Source organism: Nitrospira sp., from assembly GCA_029194675.1.
Taxonomy (GTDB): Bacteria; Nitrospirota; Nitrospiria; order Nitrospirales; family Nitrospiraceae; genus Nitrospira_D.
The window spans coordinates 32,295-57,851 of sequence record JARFXP010000010.1 but is presented as its reverse complement, the minus strand read 5'-3'; the positions used below and the strand labels follow the sequence as shown (position 1 = coordinate 57,851).

At 56.4% G+C, this 25,557-nt stretch carries 26 protein-coding genes, 1 tRNA gene and 1 pseudogene; 11 read left to right on the top strand and 17 right to left on the bottom strand.

What is annotated here, in order from left to right; genetic code table 11:
- Window positions 1–237: 237 nt before the first annotated feature.
- A complete protein-coding gene (locus tag P0120_24045; protein ID MDF0677380.1) occupies window positions 238–651 on the bottom strand; it encodes a hypothetical protein in 414 nt (137 codons plus the stop codon).
- A 100-nt stretch (window positions 652–751) separates the two neighbouring features.
- Here P0120_24045 and P0120_24040 point away from each other — a divergent pair, with 100 nt between their 5' ends.
- Both P0120_24040 and P0120_24035 read left to right on the top strand, forming a co-directional pair.
- Entirely contained in the window at window positions 752–1,069 is a 318-nt protein-coding gene (locus tag P0120_24040) for a transposase (protein MDF0677379.1), read from the top strand.
- The gene (locus P0120_24035) at window positions 1,066–1,545 is read left to right on the top strand and encodes an IS3 family transposase (protein MDF0677378.1); all 480 of its coding nucleotides are present in this window, start codon (window positions 1,066–1,068) and stop codon (window positions 1,543–1,545) included. Before P0120_24040 ends, P0120_24035 begins: the two co-directional genes overlap by 4 nt.
- A gap of 79 nt (window positions 1,546–1,624) precedes the next feature.
- Here the strand turns inward: P0120_24035 and P0120_24030 are convergent, their stop codons facing one another.
- From P0120_24030 to P0120_24015, 4 genes are all read right to left on the bottom strand, one after another.
- On the bottom strand, window positions 1,625–1,837 hold the full coding sequence (locus tag P0120_24030; GenBank protein ID MDF0677377.1) for an integrase core domain-containing protein: 213 nt from the start codon (window positions 1,835–1,837) through the stop codon (window positions 1,625–1,627).
- A complete protein-coding gene (locus tag P0120_24025) occupies window positions 1,834–2,454 on the bottom strand; it encodes an IS3 family transposase (GenBank protein MDF0677376.1) in 621 nt (206 codons plus the stop codon). The genes P0120_24030 and P0120_24025 overlap by 4 nt, the downstream gene beginning before the upstream one ends.
- On the bottom strand, window positions 2,451–2,774 hold the full coding sequence (locus tag P0120_24020) for a hypothetical protein (GenBank protein MDF0677375.1): 324 nt from the start codon (window positions 2,772–2,774) through the stop codon (window positions 2,451–2,453). Before P0120_24020 ends, P0120_24025 begins: the two co-directional genes overlap by 4 nt.
- Before the next feature lie 210 nt (window positions 2,775–2,984).
- Window positions 2,985–3,359: a hypothetical protein gene (locus tag P0120_24015; protein MDF0677374.1), complete on the bottom strand. Its 375-nt coding sequence runs from the start codon at window positions 3,357–3,359 to the stop codon at window positions 2,985–2,987.
- Window positions 3,360–3,737: 378 nt separating this feature from the next.
- Here P0120_24015 and P0120_24010 point away from each other — a divergent pair.
- Window positions 3,738–3,814, top strand: a tRNA-Arg gene (locus P0120_24010).
- Window positions 3,815–4,157: 343 nt separating this feature from the next.
- Here the strand turns inward: P0120_24010 and P0120_24005 are convergent.
- Window positions 4,158–4,927: pseudogene (locus tag P0120_24005) on the bottom strand (IS5 family transposase).
- Between the two features lie 100 nt (window positions 4,928–5,027).
- A complete protein-coding gene (locus P0120_24000) occupies window positions 5,028–6,062 on the bottom strand; it encodes an IS630 family transposase (GenBank protein MDF0677373.1) in 1,035 nt (344 codons plus the stop codon).
- A gap of 178 nt (window positions 6,063–6,240) precedes the next feature.
- On the opposite strand from P0120_24000, the gene P0120_23995 reads away from it, so the two are divergent.
- Both P0120_23995 and P0120_23990 read left to right on the top strand, forming a co-directional pair.
- Window positions 6,241–6,435, top strand: coding sequence for a hypothetical protein (locus P0120_23995; GenBank protein ID MDF0677372.1), 195 nt, complete (start codon window positions 6,241–6,243; stop codon window positions 6,433–6,435).
- 454 nt (window positions 6,436–6,889) lie between these two features.
- Window positions 6,890–7,998, top strand: a protein-coding gene (locus P0120_23990) for an IS3 family transposase (protein MDF0677371.1) whose coding sequence is annotated in 2 segments (ribosomal slippage) — window positions 6,890–7,148 and window positions 7,148–7,998 — 1,110 coding nt in all. Because the reading frame shifts where the segments join, the coding sequence is not laid out codon by codon here.
- Window positions 7,999–9,729: 1,731 nt separating this feature from the next.
- Here P0120_23990 and P0120_23985 read toward each other — a convergent pair.
- On the bottom strand, window positions 9,730–10,023 hold the full coding sequence (locus tag P0120_23985) for a hypothetical protein (protein MDF0677370.1): 294 nt from the start codon (window positions 10,021–10,023) through the stop codon (window positions 9,730–9,732).
- A gap of 226 nt (window positions 10,024–10,249) precedes the next feature.
- On the opposite strand from P0120_23985, the gene P0120_23980 reads away from it, so the two are divergent.
- Window positions 10,250–10,417, top strand: coding sequence for a hypothetical protein (locus P0120_23980; protein MDF0677369.1), 168 nt, complete (start codon window positions 10,250–10,252; stop codon window positions 10,415–10,417).
- Window positions 10,418–11,252: 835 nt separating this feature from the next.
- On the opposite strand, the gene P0120_23975 is transcribed toward P0120_23980, so the two are convergent.
- Window positions 11,253–11,429, bottom strand: a complete 177-nt coding sequence (locus tag P0120_23975; GenBank protein ID MDF0677368.1) for a hypothetical protein — start codon at window positions 11,427–11,429, stop codon at window positions 11,253–11,255.
- A gap of 200 nt (window positions 11,430–11,629) precedes the next feature.
- On the opposite strand from P0120_23975, the gene P0120_23970 reads away from it, so the two are divergent.
- Window positions 11,630–12,037, top strand: coding sequence for a transposase (locus P0120_23970; protein MDF0677367.1), 408 nt, complete (start codon window positions 11,630–11,632; stop codon window positions 12,035–12,037).
- Window positions 12,038–12,253: 216 nt separating this feature from the next.
- On the opposite strand, the gene P0120_23965 is transcribed toward P0120_23970, so the two are convergent.
- From P0120_23965 to P0120_23955, 3 genes are all read right to left on the bottom strand, one after another.
- The gene (locus tag P0120_23965; protein MDF0677366.1) at window positions 12,254–12,811 is read right to left on the bottom strand and encodes a Slp family lipoprotein; all 558 of its coding nucleotides are present in this window, start codon (window positions 12,809–12,811) and stop codon (window positions 12,254–12,256) included.
- A 656-nt stretch (window positions 12,812–13,467) separates the two neighbouring features.
- Complete coding sequence (locus P0120_23960) at window positions 13,468–13,647, bottom strand: hypothetical protein (GenBank protein MDF0677365.1); 180 nt, start codon at window positions 13,645–13,647, stop codon at window positions 13,468–13,470.
- A gap of 296 nt (window positions 13,648–13,943) precedes the next feature.
- Window positions 13,944–14,102 carry a hypothetical protein gene (locus P0120_23955; protein ID MDF0677364.1) on the bottom strand — a complete coding sequence of 53 codons (159 nt, stop codon included), beginning with the start codon at window positions 14,100–14,102 and terminating at the stop codon, window positions 13,944–13,946.
- Between the two features lie 178 nt (window positions 14,103–14,280).
- Here P0120_23955 and P0120_23950 point away from each other — a divergent pair, with 178 nt between their 5' ends.
- From P0120_23950 to P0120_23940, 3 genes are read left to right on the top strand one after another with little or no spacing between them, the layout of a single operon-like run.
- The gene (locus P0120_23950; protein ID MDF0677363.1) at window positions 14,281–14,835 is read left to right on the top strand and encodes a hypothetical protein; all 555 of its coding nucleotides are present in this window, start codon (window positions 14,281–14,283) and stop codon (window positions 14,833–14,835) included.
- Window positions 14,836–14,894: 59 nt separating this feature from the next.
- Window positions 14,895–15,257, top strand: coding sequence for an Lrp/AsnC ligand binding domain-containing protein (locus P0120_23945; GenBank protein ID MDF0677362.1), 363 nt, complete (start codon window positions 14,895–14,897; stop codon window positions 15,255–15,257).
- Window positions 15,254–15,760: a hypothetical protein gene (locus P0120_23940; GenBank protein MDF0677361.1), complete on the top strand. Its 507-nt coding sequence runs from the start codon at window positions 15,254–15,256 to the stop codon at window positions 15,758–15,760. The genes P0120_23945 and P0120_23940 overlap by 4 nt, the downstream gene beginning before the upstream one ends.
- Here the strand turns inward: P0120_23940 and P0120_23935 are convergent.
- The 5 genes from P0120_23935 to P0120_23915 form a co-directional block, all read right to left on the bottom strand.
- Window positions 15,757–17,169, bottom strand: coding sequence for a sigma-54 dependent transcriptional regulator (locus P0120_23935; GenBank protein ID MDF0677360.1), 1,413 nt, complete (start codon window positions 17,167–17,169; stop codon window positions 15,757–15,759). The two genes, P0120_23940 and P0120_23935, sit on opposite strands and share 4 nt — an antisense overlap.
- The gene (locus tag P0120_23930) at window positions 17,169–18,341 is read right to left on the bottom strand and encodes an ATP-binding protein (protein MDF0677359.1); all 1,173 of its coding nucleotides are present in this window, start codon (window positions 18,339–18,341) and stop codon (window positions 17,169–17,171) included. The genes P0120_23935 and P0120_23930 overlap by 1 nt, the downstream gene beginning before the upstream one ends.
- A gap of 79 nt (window positions 18,342–18,420) precedes the next feature.
- Window positions 18,421–20,799, bottom strand: coding sequence for a 4-alpha-glucanotransferase (malQ, locus tag P0120_23925; protein MDF0677358.1), 2,379 nt, complete (start codon window positions 20,797–20,799; stop codon window positions 18,421–18,423).
- Window positions 20,800–20,994: 195 nt separating this feature from the next.
- Window positions 20,995–22,389, bottom strand: a complete 1,395-nt coding sequence (locus tag P0120_23920; GenBank protein ID MDF0677357.1) for an HlyD family type I secretion periplasmic adaptor subunit — start codon at window positions 22,387–22,389, stop codon at window positions 20,995–20,997.
- Window positions 22,390–22,400: 11 nt separating this feature from the next.
- The gene (locus tag P0120_23915; protein MDF0677356.1) at window positions 22,401–24,572 is read right to left on the bottom strand and encodes a type I secretion system permease/ATPase; all 2,172 of its coding nucleotides are present in this window, start codon (window positions 24,570–24,572) and stop codon (window positions 22,401–22,403) included.
- Between the two features lie 369 nt (window positions 24,573–24,941).
- On the opposite strand from P0120_23915, the gene P0120_23910 reads away from it, so the two are divergent.
- Window positions 24,942–25,505 carry a hypothetical protein gene (locus tag P0120_23910; protein ID MDF0677355.1) on the top strand — a complete coding sequence of 188 codons (564 nt, stop codon included), beginning with the start codon at window positions 24,942–24,944 and terminating at the stop codon, window positions 25,503–25,505.
- Window positions 25,506–25,557 lie beyond the last annotated feature (52 nt).

Below are 25,557 nucleotides of genomic sequence, written 5' to 3'. Positions count from 1 at the left end.
AACCGTCAGCGGCGGCATTCTCGGCTCGGGAATCGCTCGCCCGCTGCGTTTGTCCAGCAATGGGTCCGTCAACAGCTGGCGGCGTGAGGCTGCAATTCATGGCGTCCACTATTGACAACCGGGGTCACTCTGCCCACCGTGCCTCATCCACCATGCATGCCTCCCCAGCGTGATCCACCTGGGGCCGCATGATCGTTGTCTCGTTGGTCTCGTCAAGCTCCATCTCCCTCCTCCTTCTTAATAAGGGTGGGGAGAATTCACTGACCGCATCTGGGGATTATTGCATGACCGCTGACAGGACCGGGTTGAGGTGACCAGCACGGCATACTCATAGCGCTTGGTCGGCACCTCGCTCTCCATGAAGTCGAACCGCGATTGATCGGCGTCCGTCCCGGTCATGAGCAGCTCGCCGGTAAGGGGGCGGCGCAGCACGATGACCCGCCGTGTTCGGCTCCAGCCTGACAGCCGCAGCGTATCTTCGACCCCTTCCCAACCTTGCCCCGCCTCCTCCCACGCAGTGGAGCGGAAGAGCGTCTTGATGAAGGCCTTCACATGCTTCGTGACGCGTAGCTTGGTGCGAGACGGCTGATCTCGAGCCTCGGCCGCGCGGAGCACCGATGCGTTGCCAAAGGCCACGTCCCCGTGCAACATGGCGGGGCGTGCCTCCTTCGGCAAGGCATCCAGCCACGCCTGTGCTAGGCTCGAAAAAGTGGACGCCTTCAACCTATGATCTGAGGTCTGGAGGTGTGAGATGGAACGAGTTCCGCGACAGCAGTATACGAAGGAGTTCCGTGAGCAAGCGGTGCAGCTGGTCCTGGAACAGAAGTTGACGATTCCAGAGGTAGCAAGACGCCTGGCCATGTCGGGCAAGACGCTCGAGAACTGGGTGTGTCGAGCCCGGCGCGGTCAGCTCGCGACGCTGGGGGAGAGCCGACGGCCCGTGACAGAGCTGGAGGCCGAGGTCTCTCGGCTGAAGCGCGACCTGGCCGAGGCGCGGATGGAGCGCGACATCTTAAAAAAAGCCACCGCGTACTTTGCCAAGGCGCAGCTGCCCGGTACGCGCTCATGAGGACGCTGCGGCCCCAGTATCCCCTGAGTGTGTTGTGTCGGGTGCTGGAGGTGTCCCGAAGTGGGTACTATGCCTGGCGCACGCGCCGTCCCTCGAAGCGCGCTCAGGAGAACGCGCGCCTAGAAGTGGCGATCCAGGCCGCGCATGTGCGCACCCGGCAGACCTATGGGCCGGAACGTCTCCAAGCGGAATTGCGTGAGGATGGGTTCCCCGCTGGGGTCGGACGCATCAAACGGCTACGCAAGAAACTGAGACTACGTTGCAAACAGGTGCGCTGGTTCACGACCACGACGGATTCAAAGCACTCGCTGCCGGTGGCGGAGAATGTCTTGGCCCAAACGTTTGTCGCCACGCGCCCGAACGAGACCTGGGTCACCGACATCACGTATATCCCCACCGCAGAAGGGTGTTTGCCCAGCAGTGGGCTCGTCAACAGCTGGCGGCGTGAGGCGGCAACTCATGGCGTCCACTATTGACAACCCAGGTCACCCTTCGTACGAAGAAATGTGCCCCCAATCCGCTGCCAGCCAGGCTATCCCCGAGCAGGCCGCTGCTTCAACTGCCGTTTATAGGATTATAGACGCGTAGCCAGTCGTGGAGTGCGAGCCGGAGGTCTTCGACCGTCTGGAACGTTCGGACCCACAGCACCTGCTCCTTGAGGGTCCGTATGAACCATTCCGCGACGCCATTGCCTTCCGGGGCTCGCACGAATGCCGGACTCGATGTCATCCCGAGAAACCGGAGCTCGGCCTGAACGTCGTCACTCATGTCTTGACTGCCATGATCATGCCGCACCTGCACGCCCGTCGCACTGCCGGCCGAGAACGCGCCGAACTGCTGGCGACGCCCTGGCGAATCGGCTCCAACGCCTCGAAGCGCGTGGCCCGAGTCGCGGCATGGAGGCCGATCCCTTCGAGCGTCCAATGATCCACGCCGATGAAGACCGTGACGGGCCCATCCTGCTGCGTCACGGTGCTGGTCGCATCGGTGCCCCACATCTGATTCGGGCTCTCGGTCGTAATCGTGCCGTCGTGGGCCCGTGGTCCCAAGACGCGCGGCGCCCGGCTGGGGGCTAAGAGGCCGGCCTGCCGCATGAGCCGCAGCACGCGGGGCCTCGAGGCTCGAATGCCGCGCGCCCGCAAGCGCGCCCAGATTTTGCGATGGCCTTCCCCGAGAACCGGCGAAGCCGTGATGACCGTCCGGATCGCGCTCGTAAGCTCCTCATCTGGATAGGCGGTCTTTGGCCCCCGCTTGGCGGGGGTGAGGGGCGACCGTGTGCGCTGGCGTTGCTGGTGATAGAATGTGGCCCGACTCAGCCCCCATTCCTGACAGACTCGGACCACACCATACGGACGCTGGACAGAAGGCGACGTGGTGTGGCTCATCGCGTCGACCTCCCGGTGGCCAAAGGGGCGCCACCCCGTAAACGCTGGACCGCTTCCCGCGACAGTTCCAAGCGCATGGTGAGATCCCCCACCAGAGTCTTGAGCCGTCCCACCTCCGCATCCCGCTCATCGGCGGTGCGGCTCTTCAGGCTCACGTGGCCACCGGCAAGGAACTGGTCCCGCCACTCGGAGAGCCGTGCTGCCGTGAGCCCCCGCTCGAGGGAGACCAGATCCAGATCTTCACCGCGCAGCACTCGCAGCACGGCATCCACCTTTTTGCGCGAGGAGAAGCGGCCTCGTTCCACCTTCGATTTCGCCATGAACACCTCCATCAATGAGGGGCAGTATGCCCCCAATGTGTGTCCATGGATATCGTGGGGCGAAGGACCAGAGGCCACCCTTCATCGTGGGTTGACCGACAAGAAATCGTGAGCAAAATCTTTGACCAGAGGCTCGACCGCATCGGCAATAATTTGGCGCATATTCGTTTCCTCCACTGTCCCAACAACACTTGCAGACCAGGTGGCCCCTCAGGCCTGCGCGCTCTTCATCGACAACAAGCCAACTACTTGCTTGAGTTCCACGTTTACAGCATAGACGTACAACCCTAGCTCCTCCTTCAGCATGTTGATATTGATATAGAGATATGGCACTGATCCCAAACGCGTTCTTTCTACGTTCGTGAAGACTCGAATGCCTTTTGAGCAGAGGATCAGTTCGGCCGCTGTTTGGATCGCATCTTGCGAGAGACTATCAGCGGAGGCATCGGGACTGATGTCCTCAACCACCACCCCCAATCGAGAGATCCCTCTTAAGGATTCCCGGCTCCCCGCATCAAGCGCTTTGACGACCTTCATATTCCCCCAGACCAAAGCCACGACTACCAGCTGCAACACGTACCGCATAGGACCTCCAGATGCAGATAACCTACCCTTGCACTCGTCCACCATTCCTAACGGCGGGACTGGGTTTCAGTCGGTCCACAACCTTTCTTGGCGTTGCGTGCATCCTTCTTTAGTGCTTCAAGCCTCGTATCTCCCACAGATACTTACGGTACCACCAGCGGGAACTCTCTTTCACCAATTCCCGATTGACGCTGGTCCCATCCGCGAGTAAGACGTCGGCAAGGATGTGCGATTACTTGTCATTGCCATGGGATCTGAACCCTGACGTCGGCTCTCAAGCCGGGAACTATTCATCACGGTCCAACTGGCAACTGAAACTGAGACGGAAGTGAACAACGGGGTTGACAGAGAGCTACAAACCATTGAAACTACGCTCACGCCCCCGTAGCTCAGTTGGATAGAGCAGCGGTTTCCTAAACCGCGGGTCGTACGTTCAATTCGTATCGGGGGCACCAAACCAAGCTCGCTCGTGCCGGCGGCTCATCCGGCGAAGCCGCTCTTCATTGGGCCGCCGGATACACTCCTCGAGTACCGCTTTGCTTGCCAAGAAGCTTGCGCGTGCCGTACGCTCTTTATCGAATTATCGTAATTGTTGCGCAGAGATACCCCCCTGGTGTTTGGTCGGACTGTTCTACCGACTTGCCTCGTCGGACTCTTTAAGGAACTCCGCGCGAATCTGGGTAGAGCGTAATTATTCGGATGCATGAAACAAGACTTGACCCCAAGTACTTGCACCCCGATCTTCTGAATTCGCGCTTCGTCGAGAGGTTCGTTAGGGGCAAATCCTAGGGTCCAGACTCAATTAATCCACCAGTAGACGATGGCCATCAGGCAGATAGCGTTGAGGAATGTCTTGGCAGATTTATCGTAACGTGTGGCGATACGCCGCGCATCTTTGAGGCGGCAGAACATCCTTTCGATCTTGTTGCGTTGGCGATAGCGGCGCTTTTTGAATGGCGACGGTTTTTTGCGGGTTTTCTTGTTGGGAATGACCGCTTCGGTCTTGCGTTTTCTCAGCCACGCCCGCAGATCGTCGCTGTCCTACGCTGTATCGGCAAGAAGCTGGTTGGCAGCTTTGAGAGGTTCCAGCAACGGCTTCGCAGCCTTGATGTCCGAGGCATTCCCCGGCGTCAGCAGGAATGCTATCGGGCGGCCTGGTTCGTCCGTTGCGGCGTGGATTTTCGTCGTGCGTCCGCCACGGCTTTTACCGATGGCTTCCGAACCGCCCCCTTTTTACCGCTGGCTGAGCGGTGCGCCTTGATGATCGTGCTATCGATGCTGTTCTCGTAATGCGTGCCGACGATGGATGTCAGGTCGCGGAATATGCCCTCCCATATCCCGCGCTTTGCCCAGCGGTGATAGCGGTTGTAAACCGTTGTGGAAGGCCCGTATTCCGCCGGACAATCCTGCCAGCGGCAGCCCGATTGCCACACATGGATGATGCCGCTGATGATGCGCCGGTCGTCCTTGCGCGTCGGACCTCGCTGCTTCTTCGGCAGATGTTTTTCAAGGATTGACCATTGCAGGTCGTCCAGCCAGAACTGTTTATTCGTCTGTGCCTTCTTCATGGTCATGCGCCACCCCCTTTGCTCGCATAACCATTGGATCATCAATGACTTATCAACTCAATAATTGAGTTTGGACCCTAGTGTAGCGTCTCTCAAATAGCTATACAGTCAGCACCCGCTTGGCCCGGTGAATCTTGCGGAGGATGTCCTCCCCCTCGGCTTTCCAGACGTAGCGTGTTGGATGAGCGTTCCGTTCGGCCAGGTCGGCCAGAATCTGGTGGGAGAGTTCCTTGACGTGCTTGAAACTGCCTTCTCGCACGACATCGACGGTGAGATCCCGAAAAAAGCGTTCAACCAGGTTCATCCACGACGCCGATGTCGGGGTGAAATGCATGTGAAACCGCTTGTGCTTGGCCAACCACTTTTGGACGTCTCCATGCGTGTGCGTGGCGTAGTTGTCGGCAATCAGATGTAGCGCGACCCCTGCGGGAGTCTCCCGGTCGATCTGCCTGAGAAACTTCAGCCATTCTTGATGTCGGTGTTTGTGCGCGAGCATCGACACGACCTTGCCTTCCAGATAATTGAGCGCGGCAAACAGCGTCACCGTCCCATGCCGAATATAGTCATGGGTGGTGGTCTTGATGTGCCCCACGCCCAGTGGGAGGCCGGGCTGGGTGCGCTCGATCGCCTGGCACTGACTCTTTTCGTCGCAGCAGAGGACCAGCGCCCTGTCCGGCGGATTAAGGTACAGGCCAATCACATCCCAGAACTTTTCTTCGAACCGCGGATCGTTGGAGATCTTAAAGGTCCGTGTCAGGTGCGGCTTGATGTCGTTCTTTGACCAGAGCCGTTGGACCGTGCTCTTGGAAACCTGGTGGGCCGCAGCCATCGACCGGCAACTCCAGCGCTGGCGATGGGGCGGGGGGTGAACGGCCCCGGTCAGAATCAACTCCGTCACGCTGTCGTTGAGCACCGGTTTGCGGCCCCGGCCTGGGGTGTAGGTGAGCCCGGCCAGCCCCTGCTCGGCGAACCGCTGCCGCCACAACCGCACCGTGTAGCGGTTGATCCGCAACTGCTCGGCGACCGCCAGATCCGACCCGCCCGCCGCAGTCAGAAGGATGATCCGCGCCCGCAGAATGTCTCGCTGTGCTGCCTTACCCTTCCGACTCATTCGCTCCAACGTGGCCCGGTCCATCTCACTCAACGCCGGCTTAAGGGATCTCATGGTCCGGCAGTCGACCACCACTGGACCATACTGTCTATACAATTATGGGACACTACACTACCCTCTCCGTTTTCCAACGAACCCGCAATGACGAGCGCTCTATGGCTCTCATGCAATGCTGAAGTCCCAGTTATAGGAGGGCGTTGTGATGGCACAGTTGTTTGCCTTTGCGCTTCTCGTTCAACTCGCGATTCTTTTGCCGTCCGGTTTGGTAGCAGCTCAGGACTTGGCGCCTGCCACCTCAAGCGGCGCAAATGTTGAAAGTTATGCCAATAGTCTGCGTCGGGTCCCCGATGCTTCGCTTCTTCATAGGCTCTCGCCAGTTTTTGAGAATCTTGAATAAGACTTAATCCTAAAGAGCACACGGGGCGAGAAAGAGCAGAGGCTTTTTCGTGAATGCGCCCCTGCAGTTGTCTTAGTTTTGACGAAAGACAGTATGGGCAGTGGGGTCGTTATAGATAAATCGGGGCACGTCATTACGAACCATCATGTGGTTGACCATATTCGACCGTGGCGGTAGTCTTTAAGCCTCGCAATGGGCAGGACTTGACGAAGGATCTTGCCCGAAGAGCTACAGTGGAAACGGTTGATGAGATAGCGGACTTAGCTTTGTTGAAGATTGAGACCCCTCCGCCATCACTTTCCATCCTACCGTCAGGCAACTCCAGAACCGTGGAAGTTGGCACAGACGTTCACTCTATCGGGCACCCAGAAGGGGAAATCTGGACCTGACCTACCCGGGCTAAATTGGTCCAGGCTGAATGTTGGACTGGACCGCAACCAGGGAGGTCTTCACCATGCCCAGGAAACGGTTCACACCCGAAGAAATCCTTCAGCATCTGCGGACGGTCGAGCTTGAAACCGGCAAAAGCCTGCCGGTGCTCGATGCTTGCCGAAAGCTCGGGATTACCGAGCGAACGTACTACCGCTGGAAGAAAGCATACGGCGGCTTGTGCGTCGACCAGGCGAAGCGTCTAAAAGCCGTGGAGCAAGAGACTCTGCGGCTCAAGCGGATCGTGGCAAACCAGGCGCTCGATCTAGCCATCTTGAAAGAGGTGGCCGCGGGAAACTTCTACGCCCGGCCCGTCGGCGCGAAGCCGTGAGGCATGCCGTCACCATGCTCCAGGTGTCCGAGCGTCGAGCGTGTCGGGCAATCGGCCAGGTCCGGTCTGGCGATCGCTACCGGCCACGATGGGACCAGAGCCAGGAGCGGGTACGTGAGCGCATCATCGCGCTCGCCAAGGAGTACGGGCGGTATGGGTACCGCACGGTGACGGATCTGTTAAGACGCGAGGGCTGGGACGTGGGGAAAGATCGCGTGCATACCATGTGGCGACAAGAGGGCCTCACAGTGCCCAGAAAGCAGCCCCAGCGAGCCAGACTCTGGCACGCCGATGGGGCGTGCCTCCGGCTGCGGCCCGCCTACCACAATCATGTCTGGTCCTATGACTTTGGGGCAGATCGGACGCAGGATGGGAGACCCTTTCGGATTCTGAATATCCTCGATGAGTCCACCCGAGAGTGTCTGGCGTCGGTTGTCGCCCGCCGGATCCGCTCGCAAGATGTGCTGTTGATCCTTGCGGATCTATTCCTGAGTCGCGGGATGCCGATGCATGTTCGATCGGATAATGGGCCCGCGTTCATCGCTCTCAAGCTCAGACACTGGCTGAAGAATCTCGACGTGACGCTCCTCTACATCGAGCCAGGGTCACCCTGGGAGAACGGCTCTATCGAGTCGTTTAATGGCAAGATGCGGGCGCAGTTTTTAAACGGCGAGCTCTTCTACACACTCAAGGAAGCGCAAATCATGACGGAACGCTGGGGGAGGCATTCCAACACGGTCCGTCCGCACAGGAGCCTCGGGGGACAACCACCCGCTCCCGAAGCCCTCCCGCTTGCGAGCTGAGGACTAACATACGTAGGTGGTACAAAAACTCCCGGCTGGTCAAGCAACTTTGCTATCCCTAGGTGCCGACGAAGAATCATCATGACGGTTTCACGATAGGACGACGCGAGCCAATCGAGGGTTTCCGTGAAGGGCTGGGCCTTCGTCATCGATCGTGAGATCTCCCTAATCAGTGTGTGGAAGATTGCGCTGAGCCAACACAGCGGGATGCTTTATTCGTGAAAAGGTGTAGAATCCCCGCGTAGCGTGACCGGCCAATCGATCAGACTCACTTCGCATGAGTAGCATTTTCCTCAGCCACAGCAGCCAAGACAACGCGGTGGCCGAACACGCATGAATATTGAGTCTGCGAGATACAGCAGGCTACGGGAAGAAACGGGGGCGACCGTGACTTATTTCGGTTAGCCCCCGATTTTTTTGTTGAACCGTGATAGCAACCGTGACGGCCAGAATTGGTTGAGGGGGACCGGGGGTCTCCTCGCCGACCTCTATACCACCTCTGCCTATCGTCCCCCTCCGTCCGCCGATGATCCGTTGCCTTGCATCAATCCCATACTACCGGGCGGTCCATGGGGCTTACGGTGTTTTGTTCCGTGGTAAGCTTCTCGATCGGGGGGCAGGTTTCGATTTGCGTACCTTGGCCCCTTCGTTTGGCCTGATTTGGTGAGATGGGGGTTTACCTGGGCCTGTACTGCCGCGCCGGTAAACACTAGCATTCCAGCCGCCATCAATAATATGGATGCGCAAGTATGCCTCATTTTCATCATTCTCCCCCTTTGGCCACGTCTTGGGCTTGTTTAGCAAACTCTTTGGCAGAACGTCCTACGTCGCCAACCGCCTCTTCTCCCTTGTTATAATATTCCTTGCGTGTTCCACAGCGGTATACCATGCCTCTTGACCCATATTCACTAAATCATCCTTCGCGCGAGTGGTATAGCCGAGCAGACGGCCGTGCAGCTCGGTGCCCGGTTGACGCGCAAAGAGCAAGGTAACACCCGCCCCAATAACGCTCCAGCCATAAAAACTATAAGATCCCTGCTTCCCTCATCGCAATAGTTCCCGTTGCGAATAATTGCGAATAATATCGTTCTCCGTTAGCGTCCCAAGAGAAGTTAAAGTCTGCTGTCTATGCCTAGTCTAGCTCACTATCCTACCGAAGCCGAAAAGCGTTCTATTCTAGGGAAAGACGAAGGTGGAAAGCAATAGCACACATGAAGATCTTATGGCAGCTTTATCCCAAGAGTCGAGAAACTTCGGAGGTTTCCTTTTGTCCGTTGGCTGATGGATGGTGGCGTATTGTGGACCGGTGCCAACCCTGGACGTGTAGTAATCCTTATACTGCATGCTTGTGGTGATGTTTGACCCTGGTCGTCAATAGTGGACGCCATGAATTACAGCCTCACGCCGCCGGCTGTTGACGGGCCCACTAAGGTGAAGCTCGCAGTAGACTGGTTGAAAAGTTTGGGGTTTCGAAACGGTCGATGGGACCTCCTGGTGCTCCCGTATTGGCTATACAGAGGTACATCGGAAGGCGACGTTCAGGTGACGGGTTATTACGATCTCATCAAGTCGGGCTACAAAGACGCCTATCTGAACCTGCGATACCTGGAAGACCTTCAAGCGTATAAACACTTGCAAGATGCTGGGGTGCTGGCTCCGTTGGACGCTGCCACAACAATCACCGATCAAGATATTGAATCGGTGAAAAACGATATACGGAACCAGTTCTTCTCAAATACTGATCGGGTCCATGGCCGTATGGTCAGTTGGGTTGGCTGCTGGCACCACGGGTGTGTCGGAAACCGGCTTGTCCACCTCCTCTGGATGCGGATAATGGAGCGGTTTCTCTTTTTGCCGGGGCGTGTCCACAGACGTAGGCCCGAGGAGATCAGAGCCACGAGGGGGTGCTGCATCGTGGTGGACCGCTTGATTCACGACCAAAGGAAAGGATTGTTCAGCGCCAGCGAGCGCCGAGATACCCCCGAGGACCACGACGATCATCAACCCGAGTGCATAATGAAACATAGCCCCTCCGAGAAAGCCGCCAATAAGAAAGACCAATTTTGCCCAAACGTAAGTATGAACATAGCCTGTTTCCCTCGCCTCTGCAAATGGCCATTTTTGGATTTTTGTTCGCTCCCCCCGAACGAACTTTGGTCCGTTTAAGGTTTTGACTCGGTCACATTTGCGATCAAGCTGGCACAGTCTATCGTGCCCCCTATATTCTGGAAACGGGGCGAAATCTCAAACGATGACGTATCTCCTCCACGAGTTGGTGAAAGAGGGCTGGTGCTGGTGGTATCGGAAGTATGCGCCAGAAGAGACCATCCTCGAAGGGTTGGAGCAGGAAGCACGAGGGGCGAGGAATGTGTGGACTGATCCTGAACCTGTTTCGCCGTGGGAGTGGCGGAAGAAATGACTGATCGCGATGAGAGACTGAATCGTAGGGCGAGGGTTTCCTTTTTCAAGGGTTCCCTTTTGAGGCGCGTTTGTTTTGGGAAGCCCCGAGGGGCTTCCTTCTGGAGCCGAGCAGTCAGAAAATGATAGCGTACCCATATCAGGCCGTACCGAGAGGCTCAACCATGCCACCCGTCCTGCCGCAAAACCCCCAGGGGTGTTCCCACCATGATTGACGAAAAAACATTTCCGGTTTCTGTCACGGTTCCGATCCGAAAACTGTCACAGTTAGGGGAGGACACGGGAACATACGAGAAGCAACGGCAGGCTACAAACCCCTTGAGAGGCTTGCACCTGCCGTTGTATGGTGTATTTTGCTATGGACTGGTGTTTCTACCTAAATCGTGTTCCTAAACCGCGGGTCGTACGTTCAATTCGTATCGGGGACACCAAACCAAGTTCGCTCGTACCGGCGCCTCATCAGGCGCAGCCTTCTTCTTAGCGGCGCCGGATAAACACCTCTAGGACGTGTTTCCATATGTTACTTGCTCGCACCGGCGGCTCATCTGACGAAGCTGCTTTTCTTTGGCCGCCGGATACAGCTTCCAGTAGTTCTTTGCTTAACAGGAAGCTCGCGTGTATCGTGCGTTCTTCATCCAAATTATCATAACTGTCCGCGTACGGATAAACTGCTCCAGCGTTAGTTCACTCTAGTTTTGATCTTCCTCCTGAAAACTGTCGCATTCCAATGCTTCCCCAACTTTTCCGACTTGTGTCCGGAAATCCACGCACCGCCCTGTATTCCATGACTCGAGAAAGAGTGGTATTATGGAGAAAACATTCGTTTGAAAGGAGTACTACCTATGAAAGGCTCCCATTCTCATAAGCATCTCCACAGCCATGAGCACATGCACGGATCGGCTCAGACTCACAACCACGAGCATGCGCACGAGCATGCACATGCTCACGACCATGGTTCCGACACCGGTCGCCATGACCATCAGCACACCGGCGAGCACGGTGAACATCAGCATCAGCACTCAATGTAGTCTTCCCTGTGCACGTCTGATTTATTCTCTTCTCGTGATGTGATAAAGGGTCGCGCAGCTCTGATTGAGGAGGCGCCCCCTGCAGCCACAGACGTTTGCCAAGGTCACGTTTGAACAGCATCGCACCCCTGCCCGCCGGGAGCGGTTTCTCGACGAGATGAACTGCGTCGTGCCGTGGACGGAACTTGCTGTCGCGATTGCGTCGGTCTATCCCAAGGCTGAGGGTCCTGGCGTCCGCCAGTGGGCTGCGCCTCCATTGTCTGCAACAGTGGTTCAATCTGTCGGATCAAGCGGCGGCGGAGGCGCTGTACGACTCGCGGGCCTTGCGGCAGTTCGTGAGCATTGATCTGGGCCTCGATCCCCAGAATCGCCGGAAGGAATGGGACCCGGAGATGCATCAGACGAAGAGGGGCACTCAGTGGTATTTCGTTATCAAGGCTCATCTTGGGGTAGATAGTCAGACCAAGCTGATCCATGCAGTGGCCGCCACCGCGGCCACTGCGCATGACAGCCAGGGATCGTCGGACTTGCTGTATGGACAGGAGACGCGGGTGTGGGGGTTGATGCGGCCTACAGCGGGCGGCACGACGTGATCCGGCACCACGCTCCCGGTGCCCAGAACTTCCAAGTCGAACCAGCCCTCAAGCCAACGATTCACTCGATAGCATGGTCATGAGGTGTCCCCTAGTTGTCGAGCTTCCAACTATTGGTTCTTCCGGCTGCTACCAAAGGCCTGTGTTGAACACCTAGGGCGAATATACACTGCGCAATCCTTCCCCTGGTGCGTCGATCTGGCGCGGCTTCGTATGCTACCAATAATAGGAACCTCCGTAGTACCCACGGTATGCCCATGGAAAGGGATCGCCGTAGCCGTAGTATCGCCCATACCCGCCCTTCATGTGATCCCAATCCCAGACCGTAATATGCTTGACGACTAGCTCAGGAACTTGCTGCTTGACATCGCCGATTTGGATAGTGGTGGCGCCGAGCACTTCTCCTACAACGGTCACGCGTTTCTCCTTGTCATTAAACACGGCCGAATCCGGCACCTGATCGCCACGATCGATGATAACGAACCGACCTTTCGAATTGGATTCGCGTCCAGTGGGAATCAAATCTTCGGATAGCGGAATGTGCAGTACCTCGATCCATATTCTGTCTTGCGTCCCCTTTGCCGACAACACCCTGCCGCCGGCCAGCATAAGCTTTCCTCGATAGGTCTCAGGATGATCCTTGATGTCGACGTAACGGAGATGGCGATCGACACGTCCCGCCAAGCGATCGGAAATCATATCCGACGTGCGCTGACATGCGCTTGCAACAAGACATAGTAGGGCAATGCTCAACGAAAGACTCGCGCACTTCATGGTCACCTCCATTTCCATAAATTCCCCGCCCTTACAGGCGGAGTTCTCTCAGAATTCAAGAACACTTGTCCCGCGTCTTCCTTGCCTTGTCAGGCAACGTACTGCCTGATAATTTCCTCCGTAATTCCGACCGTGGACACAAAATACCCCCTTAACCAGATGTCGCCGTGATCCCAATACACGGTGTGCAAAGGCCAAACCTTCTTTCGCAGGACGAGATGTGCACGAGCGTATGATCCTTGTCGATCCCGATCTCTGTGAAGAGATCGACGCCGGATCGAAACAATAGGGCGTACTCGTCAACCGGAATGTTCGGAATCGAATAGCGCGGGATGGGCGGGATCGACTCGCGGCAGGCACACTCATGACATGCCCCGTTCCCTTCGACCAATGCATCGGACGTTCTATCCTCACCAATCCGTAGCCTTCCAACGGCAGATAGCCGTAGCGGTAGACAAGGGGTTTCCATCCGTTGCTACCTTGATCCTCCGTCGTCATCTAAACTCGATTTTCCTATAGGCCTTGCTCGCGGCCCGCAGTCTCGGACGTGACAGCACACCTCGTCAAAATGTGGTGTTTTCTTGTCATGCCGTACCCACTCGGCTAGACTTTTTCACACAGCCATGGCACGCGCCCGCGCAGCAGAACATCAACGGTCACGATCGAAAACCGCTCTCATCGAAGAGATCGCACACGGGATCAACAAGTTTCAGGAAGTTCTGGTGGCGATCAATGACATCAGCCAAGAGGGATTCCCTTATCGTGATGCGGCGCAGAGCAAAGCCGAGCTGCAATTTCGTGAATGCTTGCGACAGACGTTCGGTGAACGTTCTCATGAATTCCAAACGTATCGGAACTTCAAGATTCGCACAGCGACCAAGGCTGAGGTGGCACAGACCCTTTCTGTCATTAAAGACCTTATGCACACCTTGGAGGACCGGAAACTGGAACTTCAAGGACTCAAGGCGCCGCCAAAAACAGACCAGGCAAATGAGGCGCTTCCCAGCAACACAGCCCACTTGGTATTGGTCTCACCTGTAACGCCGACTACGACGCCACAGGTAACATCCCCAGTGACAGTCGCCGTGGCTATGACAACAACTATGGGACCGTCTAGTTCTCCTCTGATACCTCAACCACCACCGTCCCTACCTGAGTCCGTCAATGCATCTGAGTCGTCCCCGATGCCGGCATCGACACTCCCTCCAACTCCTCCGCCATCTCCGACGCCGACTCTGATACCCATCGCTGTCGCATCCCAGCCACCACCCCCCTCGGTGGCTGCCGTCACCCCTTTCCCACCTCCCGTACCGCCAGCTCAGCCAACGTCACCGACGATTGATATGCCAGAGGAAGTCAGGCAAGCGCATCCATCTCCCGTGGCAGCTCCGAGCTCTTCCTCAATACCGCCGCAACCTCACGTCGATTCACCAACACCTGTCGTGAACAACCAGTCAACGCCCGCAGAGATGCCTCCCAGTGTTGTCCGCGCTTCGCAAAACCCATCATCGGATAAGCCGGCGATCGGCCCGTGTACCGCTCGGGTGGTTGAGTCCACGTTCGACCAGGACCCGATCAATCTCATCAGGAAAGTCTGTCTTCGCTTCCACTCCGTAGCCCGCCAGCTCCGGCTTCGGCGAGACTATCGACCGACGCTTGAAGTCGACGACGACTCCGACCTACAGGACCTCTTGTGCGCGTTGTTGAAGCTGGAGTTCGACGAAGTAGCGACCGAAGAATGGACACCACCCTACACAGAAGGCGCACCAAGGACGACGCTCCTTGTGAATCGAGATCAGATCGCCGTGGTGGCCAAGAAGACCAGAGCCGGATTGACCACGAAGGAACTTGTCGATCAGGTTGCTGCAGACTCCGATTATTATAGAGATCAAGGGCGATGCTCCACCCTGTTTTGCTTTGTGTACGATCCGGAGGGCCGCATCGGAAGCCCGAAGCGGCTGGAAACAACCTTAACAAGCGTCAGCGAGCACTGCCGGATCGAAGTGCTTGTTGCGCCAAAGTGAGAACCATGACAAGAGCAAATTTAAAGAGGATCCCTTCTATCACGTCGCCATCAAAGACCATGAAGACCAAGCCGGAGTTGACAGCGCAAAATGACTTTGCTATAAAGCAACCCACTCCTGGGGCAATTCCCTACACGATTCATGGCCCTGCTCCGGGAGATCATGGCATGTCGGATCGGGCGTATGTGCTGATCAATGTTCTCCCCGGACAGACAGCGGCTGTAGTTAAGGCGCTGGGTGACATTAAAGAGATAAAAACGATTGATCCCTGTTGGGGCAAGCCGGATATCATAGCCACAGCCGATATACCCGACCAAGATGCCTTGACCCAACTAGTCTTGAGTCGTATACATCGTATAGAAGGAGTGACGCAGACCGATACTCATCTTGTATACCGTCTGAAGGAGGCCAGAACAAAATGATCCGAAAGGACTGTCTTGCCATCGTCGCCCTCGCCGTCTTTGCCTTTGGATGTACTAGAGTTCCGCCACCACATAACTCCCTAGCAGAGGTGGTTGAGGTCACATTGCCTTCGTCGGAAGACCGTGTAAAGGCCGCCGTGACTAAAGTATTGGAAGACGACAACTATGATGTGAAATGGACAGGTGCATCCGAGTTGAAAACAGGCTACAGGGGCGAAGAGCCCAGCATCTATGATAATTGGCTCACAAAGGGCAGGTACGGCGTTGTCAGGAGCTATTACGACGTCTCCGTGACTCCAGAGACAGGCGAGACCACCCGTCTCCGTCTGCAGGTATCGTCAGAAGGCAAGAGCACCATCTGGCAGGGCTGGGGCCCTGCGGCGACCCAAGTGCCTCAAAGTGCGGAAAACAAACTGCGCTTAATCAAGAATGAATTGAAAATCGTACAGGACACCTACACAACACAGACCTTTTACGGATCGAACTACGGATTGAAGCCTTAGACAGGCTCTTTTTCTGCTCCTTCAGCCTCCTCTCCAAGATCTAGACCGAAACGCTCTGCCATACGGTAGAGCGTTCGTCTGTCGATGCCGAGAATTTTTGCGGCTTTCACCTTATTTCCCTTCGTTTCCTTGAGTACGCGGGTCAAATGACGTTTTTCCACTTCTTCTAAGGTCAGATACACTTCATCGAGCTGATCGACTTGCGAAAGTCGCGCACCGGCTTCAGTCGTTGCACTCTGGCGAATCACTTCGGGTAAATCCTCCGGCGTCAGTAGAGGCCCGTGGCTTAATGAGACAGCACGTTCAATCGCATTTTCAAGCTCTCGAACGTTGCCTGGCCATCGATATTGGGTCAAGAGCGCCATGGTTTCCGGCAAGACTCCCCGCACCGCATGGGCTGTACCTGCCGCGCACTTTTGTAGGAAGTGATGTACCAGCATCGGAATGTCTTCCCGCCGATCGACCAATGACGGCAACGTGATTGGAACGACTTTCAACCGGTAGAAGAGATCGTCCCGAAACTTTCCTTCCTTCACCAGCTGCTCAAGATTTCGGTTGGTCGCGGCAATGATCCGGACATCGACTCTGGTGGATGTCGTGCTCCCGACCCGGCGGACTTCCTGATCCTGCATAACCCGCAACAACTTCACTTGTAACGCCTGTCCAAGCTCACCGATCTCGTCGAGAAACAGCGTCCCTCCATTGGCCGATTCAAAGAGCCCGACCTTGGTCCCCGCCGCGCCGGTGAAGGCTCCCTTCTCATATCCGAACATTTCCGATTCTAACAAGGTATCGGGCAACGCACCGCAATTGACCGGAATAAACGGCTTATCCCGGCGTGGGCCGTTCGTATGAATGGCCCGCGCAATGAGTTCTTTGCCGGTCCCGCTTTCCCCCTGGAGCAGGACCGTGCTTTTGCTTTCCGCTACACGCGCGACCAACTTGTACACCTCCAACATCGCCGTGCTGCTTCCGACCAAAGGAGACCACTCGCCTTTGCTCTTCAACTCTTCTCGAAACCGGGCATTCTCTTGGAGCAATCGGCAGTGATCCAGACCCCGTTTGACCACCAGCTTGATGTCCTCCTTCTTGAACGGTTTCGCCAGGTAATCGTAGGCGCCCTGCTTAATCGCTTCGATCGCGCCTTCCAGAGAGCCGAACGCGGTGAGCACCACCACGGCCGTATTCGGACTCAATCGTTTGAACTCCCGCAAAACCGTCAGCCCATCCACCGCACCCATGCGGATGTCCGTCAACACCAAATCGACCAACCCCTGGCGTCCACGCGCGATCACCTCTTCTCCGTTGGCAAAAGCTTCGACATGATATCCTTCTTTCCTGAGAGCTTCCGCCAACAGCTCACGTGCAACCACATCGTCGTCGGCCACCAGAATCGTCGCTGGTTGCATTACGCCTCCTCCCTCGTATGAATAGGTTCACTTCGCATCGCCGGTAACGTCATCGTCACGGTCGTGCCACGTCCGATCTCACTCGTCATCGCCAGACTGCCGCCATGAGCCACCGCCGATTCGCGGCTCAAGAATAGTCCCAAGCCCGTTCCCTTGCCAATCGCCTTGGTTGTAAAAAATGGTTCAAAGGCTTTCTGTACGTCCTCCTCCGGCATGCCGCATCCTGTGTCCCGCACCTCGATTGTAATCACTAACGGCGACATGCCGTCTGCGACCAGCCGACCGCGGTCCAGCTCAGCTGACGACGCCGCGCGATTACCTGCCGTGACGGTTACTTTCCCCTGGCCGGTGGTTGCGGCAAGCGCATTGGTCAGGACATTCACCAATACCTGATGGATCTTTTCCTTGTCCGCCCAAACCAGAGGAAGGTCTTTGGGAATGTCGACCGTCAGAGCGATCCCTTTCTCATGGAAAGCCGGTTCCATCAGGACCGCCGAGGGGCTGACCACTTCCTCCACAGGAAGCCATTGTGGCTCAGGCTGGCGCGGTCGGGTAGAAGACAGTAAATCTTGAATGATTCGAACCACCCGCGCGAGCTGGTCATCGATGATGGCCACCCGCTTTCTCATTTCCAGCGTTGCACCAGGCTCCTCGGCCAGAGCCTGGACATGCCATGCGATCGAGTGAAGAGGCGTACCCACCTCATGCGCCACAGAGGCCACGAGCTGTCCCACCGCAGCCAATCGCTCCGACCGGTTCAGCTGATCTTTCGCCTGGATCAGTTGGGTGTTGGCTTTGAGCAGATTCTCGGTTTCTCGGGCCAGCGCCGACCTCGCCGCCTCCTCTCGCGCCTTCCGCTCTTCCCAGCTCACCCCCAGGTAAGCCACCAATAGCAAGACGCCGACGACGACGCTCCTATTGATGACCGCGGCCTGAAATCGGCCGGGCTTCGTCGGTTGGAGTAGACCTAAATAGGTGGCGACGACACAGGCCAGCACCATCATCAACATGATGGTTCTATTCCGAAGGGTGGTCACCAACAAGATGGGCAACACGTACCCATACGCGCCGACGACGTTGACCGGGGCGAATTCTTCAATGATCAAGATGATGAGAAAGCAGGCAGCCGCAATAGCAAGTACGAGGCGGTCACGATGTGTCATGGCAGTCATCGACTCGCTCCGCCTCGTCGAGCATCACACCTGCTGAATCGAGAACATCGAGAACGAAGAAGGTTCTTCACCGAAGTACTTACACAAGCGGGCGAGTCAAACGCAACAGAGACGCGAGTCGTTCAAATCGGGAGTCTTGGATCAAGTCCTCCACCGTCAGACTCAACTTCCGACACCAATTCGGGTGCTGGTCCAATGTTCCCGGTAGATTGGCCTGGCATCGGGTGCCGATGACATCATCGATGTTGGCCAAGACAACCCAGGCGGGGGTGCGGGCCAGATACTGATGAATCGCCTCCATCAACTCAGTCGTCATGATCGGTACCTGAGTCGGATCATCAGGTACTCCAGAGGGCAGGAGTCCTTCCGACTTCAATGCAACGAGAATCCCTGCTTTTTCTCGATGCCGTTCCGCCCACATCGCCTTTTGAGCGTTCTCCGAAGGGAAAAGACTCAGTGCGGATCGCGTTTCGATATCCACGCCTTCCCAATAGCCGCGCAGCGTCGGAAGATCGTGGGTTGTCACGACGGCAAGGGATTGAGTGGGATAATGAGCCGGAGGCTTCCACCCTCCCCAATGGTCTCGCTCAAAATACAAGACTCGGTACGATAAGACGCCAGCTGCGACAAGTCGGTCACGCACCCAGTCGGGAACGGTTCCCAGATCCTCGCCGATTACCACTGCCTTCGCTCGCACGCTTTCCAACGCCAAGATCGCCAGCAGTTCGTCATCCTGGTAATGCACGTACGTCCCCATCGAGGGCGGGAGACCACGAGGGATCCAAAACAGCCGGAAAAGCGCCATGACGTGATCAATCCGTATGGCACCGCCGTAGCGGAGATTATTGCGGAGTAATTCGATAAAGTACCGGTAACCGCTCGTGCGCAGACGCAGTGGATCGAGTGGAGAAAATCCCCAATTCTGTCCTTCGGGGGCGAAGGCATCGGGGGGCGCACCACAATCGGCCTTGTACGCCAGGACTTCTTGATGCAGCCACCCATCGGCGCCGTCGCGATCGCTTCCCAGAGCAAAGTCATGGTACAAGCCGATCGGCATATCAGCCTCATGTGTCTTCCTCACCGCCTCAAGCAACTGTTCAGCGGCCAGCCATTGCAGATATTGAAAGAATCGTACCCGCGGCATCTGCCGACGCCGAAACTCCTCCAGGGCGTCCGATTTCCGAGTTCTGTAGGGCTCCGGCCAATCGGCCCAGACCACCGGAGGCGATTGCGCGGATTGCCGCTCTTCCTCAAGGGCATGAAACAGCGCATAGTGCGCCAAGGACTCCCCTTCCCGCTCCGTGAAGCGATGGAAGCTTCTTCCCCGATCGGTCTTTGGTGTCAACTCCGGTTCGACACCTTCGAAGTTGTCCTGAAGAAATGTCCGATAGCAGAGCTCGAGGACCTCGCGTTTCGTCGACCTCACCGCGTCGTAATCCACCAACTCAGACCGCCGAGCCGCTTCGATCCGGGAGCGAAATGAGGGGTCGGCAAGCAGGCGTTGCACATCAGGACTCGTCCAGCACTCTGGAACCTGGGTGATATCGAGATACAAGTCGTTCAAAAACAGACGGCTGGTGGGTGAATAGGGACTAATATGATAGGGCTTGGTATTCTTTAGAGCGTGGAGCGGGTTCAGCCCGATCACCGCAGCCCCCAGACGTTTTCCTGCCCATTCGATGACGGCGCCAAGATCTCGAAAATCGCCGACCCCCCAATTGTGATGGCTCCGCAATGAATAGAGCTGCAAGGCCACGCCCCACCATCGAACACCCTGCTGTAGTTCATCAGGAATGTAACAGCGCTCCGGCGCGACGATGAGGCGGAACGTAGATTCCGCATTCGTGCCGCCTCCCTTCGAATAGGCTTTGACTGTGTAATAGCCAAGCGGCAGGTCTTGCGGAAACGACAGCGAGACGCGAACAAACCTACGTTCCTGAATCGTGCGGGTCTCTTCGACTCTGAGGCCAGGCCCCTCCGTTCTGTCAAATAACGTTCCTTCGTTTTCCGCACAAAGTGACCACCGGACCTGCAAAGCCGACTCGTCCGAGCTCTCACAGGGCCTGTACCAAGACCAGGCACCGGCGTCCCGTCCCAACCGAAGCACATGGACGGGTTCGCAGCCTCGTAGCCACCAACGATTTTCCCACGCCTCGAGTTCCTCAATGAGTTCTTCCCGATTCCCAACCCGCAGATTCATGGCAGCCAAGATGGCCCGTCGCGTCTCGTCCGTCGTCACATGGTGCGTTCCGGCGATGTCGTAGTAGTCGGCAGCAATCCCTGCCCGATCGGCCAAGATGCGCAAGAGGTCACTCTCAGACCGGTCGTACATAGGGCGAGTGTGAGTGAAGGGCTCGATCAAGTCAAGGTAAGGTAATGTAATTCCGAGGCCTTTTTGGATGAATTCGGCAAGGAGGTTGACGACAGGAGCGGCACCAGAATACTGAAAAGACCGCATGAAACAAGTTACTTCAAGTCAACGCACAAGCAAGGTGGGCATCGGATACCAAAATCAGCTGCTCAACAGCCGCAAATTGATGAAGTGGCGAACCAGATGAACCACATCTTGCCGTGGTTGTTCATGAATCTGTAACGGCCCAACACCCCAACGTCAGCAAATAGAAGCATAGAGGATTGAACGATTTCTCCGCCGTTACCGCTCCCTCAGGCTTTCTTTCACGGATTTCAGCAAGGGACTCAGTAGATATTCGATGATCCGGCGCTGACCGGTTTTAATTTCAACCGTCACCGCCATACCGGGCGAAAGATTGACCTGTTTACCTTCCACTTGGATGGTCGACCGGTCCATGGTGACTCTCGTTGGGTACACCAGTCCGACTTTTTCGACGGGAGCCGCATCGTCGGAAACCGTCAGCACGTGGCCGGGGATCGTACCATACAAGGTGAATTGAAATGTTTCGACCTTGATCTCAACCGACTGTCCTTCCCGCACAAACCCCACATCTTTATTTTTGACTTGCGCCTCCACTTCGATCGGACGGTCTTGAGGCACGACAATAAGCAACTGCTGAGCCGGAGTGACGACGCCACCGACGGTATGCACGGCTAACTGCTGCACGACGCCGTCGATCGGCGAGGTCAGTCGCTGCAAACCAGCCTTTTGACCAGCCTTCGTGACCTCTTGCCCAAGAGAGGCCGCTTTGGTTTCATGAGCCGACAGTTCTGCCTGTTTCGTCTGCTGAAATTCCAAGATCATAGCCCGATGTTGCGTTTCCGCCTCGGCGAGCGCGGCCTGATCTTGTTGGAGTTTCTTCTTTTGGCCGGCGAGTTCCTGCACCTTGTCGATCCGATGCTCTTCTGCTTGTAGAAAGTCCATCTTGCTGACTGCCTCATGTTCGAGCAACCTTTTGTAGACCTCCGCTCGTTCAACCTCCATGGGTACTGTCGCTTCCAAACGGAGAATATTCTCTCTAGTTTGCTCGATCGCTGCCATGCGCTGATCTACAAGATGCTGAGACGCAGCAACCTTGGCGTGGTACTCGGCCAGTTGGTCACGTAGCAACTGTTGTTGCAGCCCGACGTAGGCTCCATCCGCATCGGTAGGTGCCTCGAAAGTGGCTTGCCCTTTGATCAGAGCCCGCAATCTGGCCGTATCCACTTTCGTCGCGAGATATTCGTTGAATGCCCGGTCATAGTCGGCACGGTTAAGGGTCGAATCAAGCTCGATCAACACATCGCCCTGCTTCACTGCCTGTCCGTCCTGCACATGGATTGAGGCAATCACTGCTGCTTCGTACGGCTGGATGATTTTCGAGTAGCCGCTGGGAATGATCTTGCCTTGCGCCGTAGCCACAATATCGATCCACCCGAAGGCGGCCCACAACCCTGCCGCAGTGAAGACAGCCAATATGGTCCAGAGCAGCGCTCGGCCGATCGGGGATGGGGGAATCTGCTGGATTTCCAACACCGCCGGTAGAAATTCCATGGCCTGTCTGTCGGAACCAGCCGAACCGCCTGGTCGGCTTGATTCTGCTTGCCACGCCGCCCTCCACACCGTCCAATGTCTGCCGAACGCTCCGAAGGCCATCTGAGAGTCCTCTATCCCTTGCCGATCTGATGCACCTGTAATCGCGCATAGAAGCCATCACGACGAAGGAGTTCATCATGCGATCCCTCCTCGATGATCTCTCCCTTGTCGACGACATAGATGCGATGCGTATGCTGCACCGTACTCAGCCGATGTGCAATGATGAAGACCGTACGCTCCTTACAGATCTGCGCCATGTTCCGTTGGATCACCGCTTCGGATTCATAATCCAATGCGCTGGTCGCTTCATCGAAAATCAAAATGCGAGGATTCGCGACCAACGCCCGCGCAATGGCGATCCGCTGGCGCTGCCCGCCTGAGAGCGTACATCCGTGCTCGCCGATCAACGTGTCGTAGCCCTCCGCCAATTCCAGGATGAACTCGTGGGCCCCAGCCATTTTTGCTGCCCGGATCACCTGCTCCATCGGCAACCCGGAATCGGTCAGCGCGATGTTGCTTCGGACCGAGCCGTTGAACAAAACATTCTCCTGCAGCACGACTCCCACTTGCCTGCGCAGCCATGCAGGATCGACCTGCGCCAAGTCCACTCCATCCACCAAAATGCGCCCCCGCTCCGGCACATAGAGACGTTGCAGCAATTTGGCGATGGTGCTTTTCCCGGACCCCGAACGTCCGATGATACCGATCATGCGCCCCGCCTCCACGGAAAATGACATCTTCCGAGTGACTTCCGGCCCATCCGGTCGGTACCGAAACGTGACTTCCTCGAATCGTACCTGCCCCATAACCTGAGGCAACGTCGTTCGATTGGGGTTATAGGATGGTTCGGGCCGAGCGTTAAGCACATCACCCAAGCGTTGCATAGAGATGCCCACTTGTTGAAATTCTTGCCAGAGGGTTACCAATCGTAGAAGTGGCCCTGTCACTTGTGCCGACAGCATGTTGAATGCGATCAACTGTCCGATACTCAGATCTCCATCGATTACACGATAGGCCCCCAGCCACAGCACCGCGACGGTGGTCACCTTTTGTACACAGGTCGCGGATTGACCGGCTATCATCATCACGCTCGTCGCGCGAAAACTTGCCCGCACATAGCCCGCCAGTTGTTCTTCCCATCTCCGCACAAGCGGCGGTTCGACCGCCATGGCTTTGACGGTCTGGATCCCGCTGATTGCCTCGACTAGGAACGCCTGGTTTTCGGCCCCTCGGTTGAACTTTTCATGCAAGCGCGCTCGGATGGCAGGAGTAATGGCTATCGATAGCAACGCATAGACCGGAAGCGAAACCATGACGACGAGCGAAAGCGTAGGACTGTATATCCACATGACCGTCAGAAAAACGGTGGTGAACACGACATCCAGCACCACTGTCACGGAATGGCTGGTCAAGAATTGGCGGATCTGCTCCAACTCACGGACGCGGGCGACCGTATCGCCGACGCGTCTGGCTTCAAAATAAGACATCGGAAGCGCCAGGATATGCCGGAAGAGTTGGGCCCCGAGACTAACATCGATTCGATTCGTCGTGTGCGAAAACAAGTAGGTTCGGAGCCCGCCTACAATCGCTTCGAAGATCGCCAGTGTGATCATGCCGATCGCCAACACATGGAGCGTCGTGAACCCCTTGTGTACGAGTACTTTATCGATGACGATTTGTGTAAAGAGCGGCGTCAACAAGGCAAAGAGCTGAAGAAAGAACGACGCGATCAGCACTTCACCGAAAAACTTCCGGTATTTGACGATGGCAGGGACGAACCAGGTGAAGTCGAACGTGAGATCTTGGAGACGGACATGGGCTCGTTTGGTAAAGAGCAACAGTTCCCCGGTCCATGTCGCTTCGAATTGCTCACGAGAAAGCACGAGCGACCGTGCTTCGGCCGGATCCTGGACGAGTGCCTTTTCTTCTTCCACCTTCGCCAGTACGACATAGCGGCCATCGATTCGCTTGACCATGGCAGGCAGCGGTGTGCTCTGGAGTTTGCTCCATGCGGTCTTGAGTAGGCCGGCCTTGAGTCCCACATGCTTTGCGGCACGCAGGAGGTCGGCATCGGAGAGAACCTGCCCGGACCATGCGAACTGATGCCGCAGTTGCGAACCATCGGCGGGAAGATCATGAAATCGAGCGATGATGAGAAGGCAGATCAAGCCGTTGTCGGCTGGCACCCCATTCACAGAAGCAGCGGAAGTGTTATGCGCCGGTTGCGGTCCGGAATTGTTCATGCGATCCACTGTTCTGTCGACTCAGCGAGCAAGAGAAATCGTTACGTAATGGTCTGCGCGCCGAGTGTAGCAATGGATCGGAACTGTTCTGCCTTCTCTTTGAGGGGGGACGGTCCCACGGAAGTGGTGTGGTTGAGATAGGAATGTCGACAGACCAATAAGGAGCGGTTGTAGCATTATTCGGCAGCCCAATTCTTCCGACCTTCCGACTGGTCGGCCGATGCCGTTGCAGTCTGCGACCTCGTCTAAGCATTCCCGTATTGGAACGTTTACAGCCTTTTGGGCAAAAATCTCCACCTAATTCTTGCCATAGGGGCAGCCGTGCGCCCGTGATAAACTATCGTCGCTGGACGTCTGCGAAAGGATCTTATGGATTTCGTATCACATGGTCTCTGGGGTTCAATTGCGTTCGGTCGAAGAAGCCGATCGAGTTTCGGACTGGCATTCGGCATCGGGATGGCCCCTGATCTTTTTTCATTCGGGGTCCTGTACGTGGCTGCCGCATTCGGCTTCTCGCCGAAGCCCGATTTCAGTCACGGCACTCCCCCGGAGTCGACCATTCCTCAATATGTCCATCATCTCTATAATTACACTCATAGCTTCGTCATATTTCTCACCGTCTTTTTCCTGGCATGGCTTTTCCTGAAACGACCGGTCTGGGAATTGGGAGCGTGGGGACTCCATGTCCTGGCCGACGTGCCTTTGCATTCGTACGCCTTTTTCCCGACGCCGGTACTGTGGCCCCTCTCTGACTGGAAAGTCGATGGCTGGCAATGGATGACGCCAGGTATTCTCATCACCAACTTCGCGCTGCTGTCGCTGCTCTATGTCTGGTACATCCGGAAGTTGTTCCTGGCTAGGAAGAAAGAGGAGGCTCGGCCAGAAGCCATTCCCCAATTACTTCCTTTTCAGGGAGACAGCGAGAAAGGGTGATGCGCCACTTGCATCACCGTCAGCTAAGGAGTAGGCTAAACATCCAATCCTT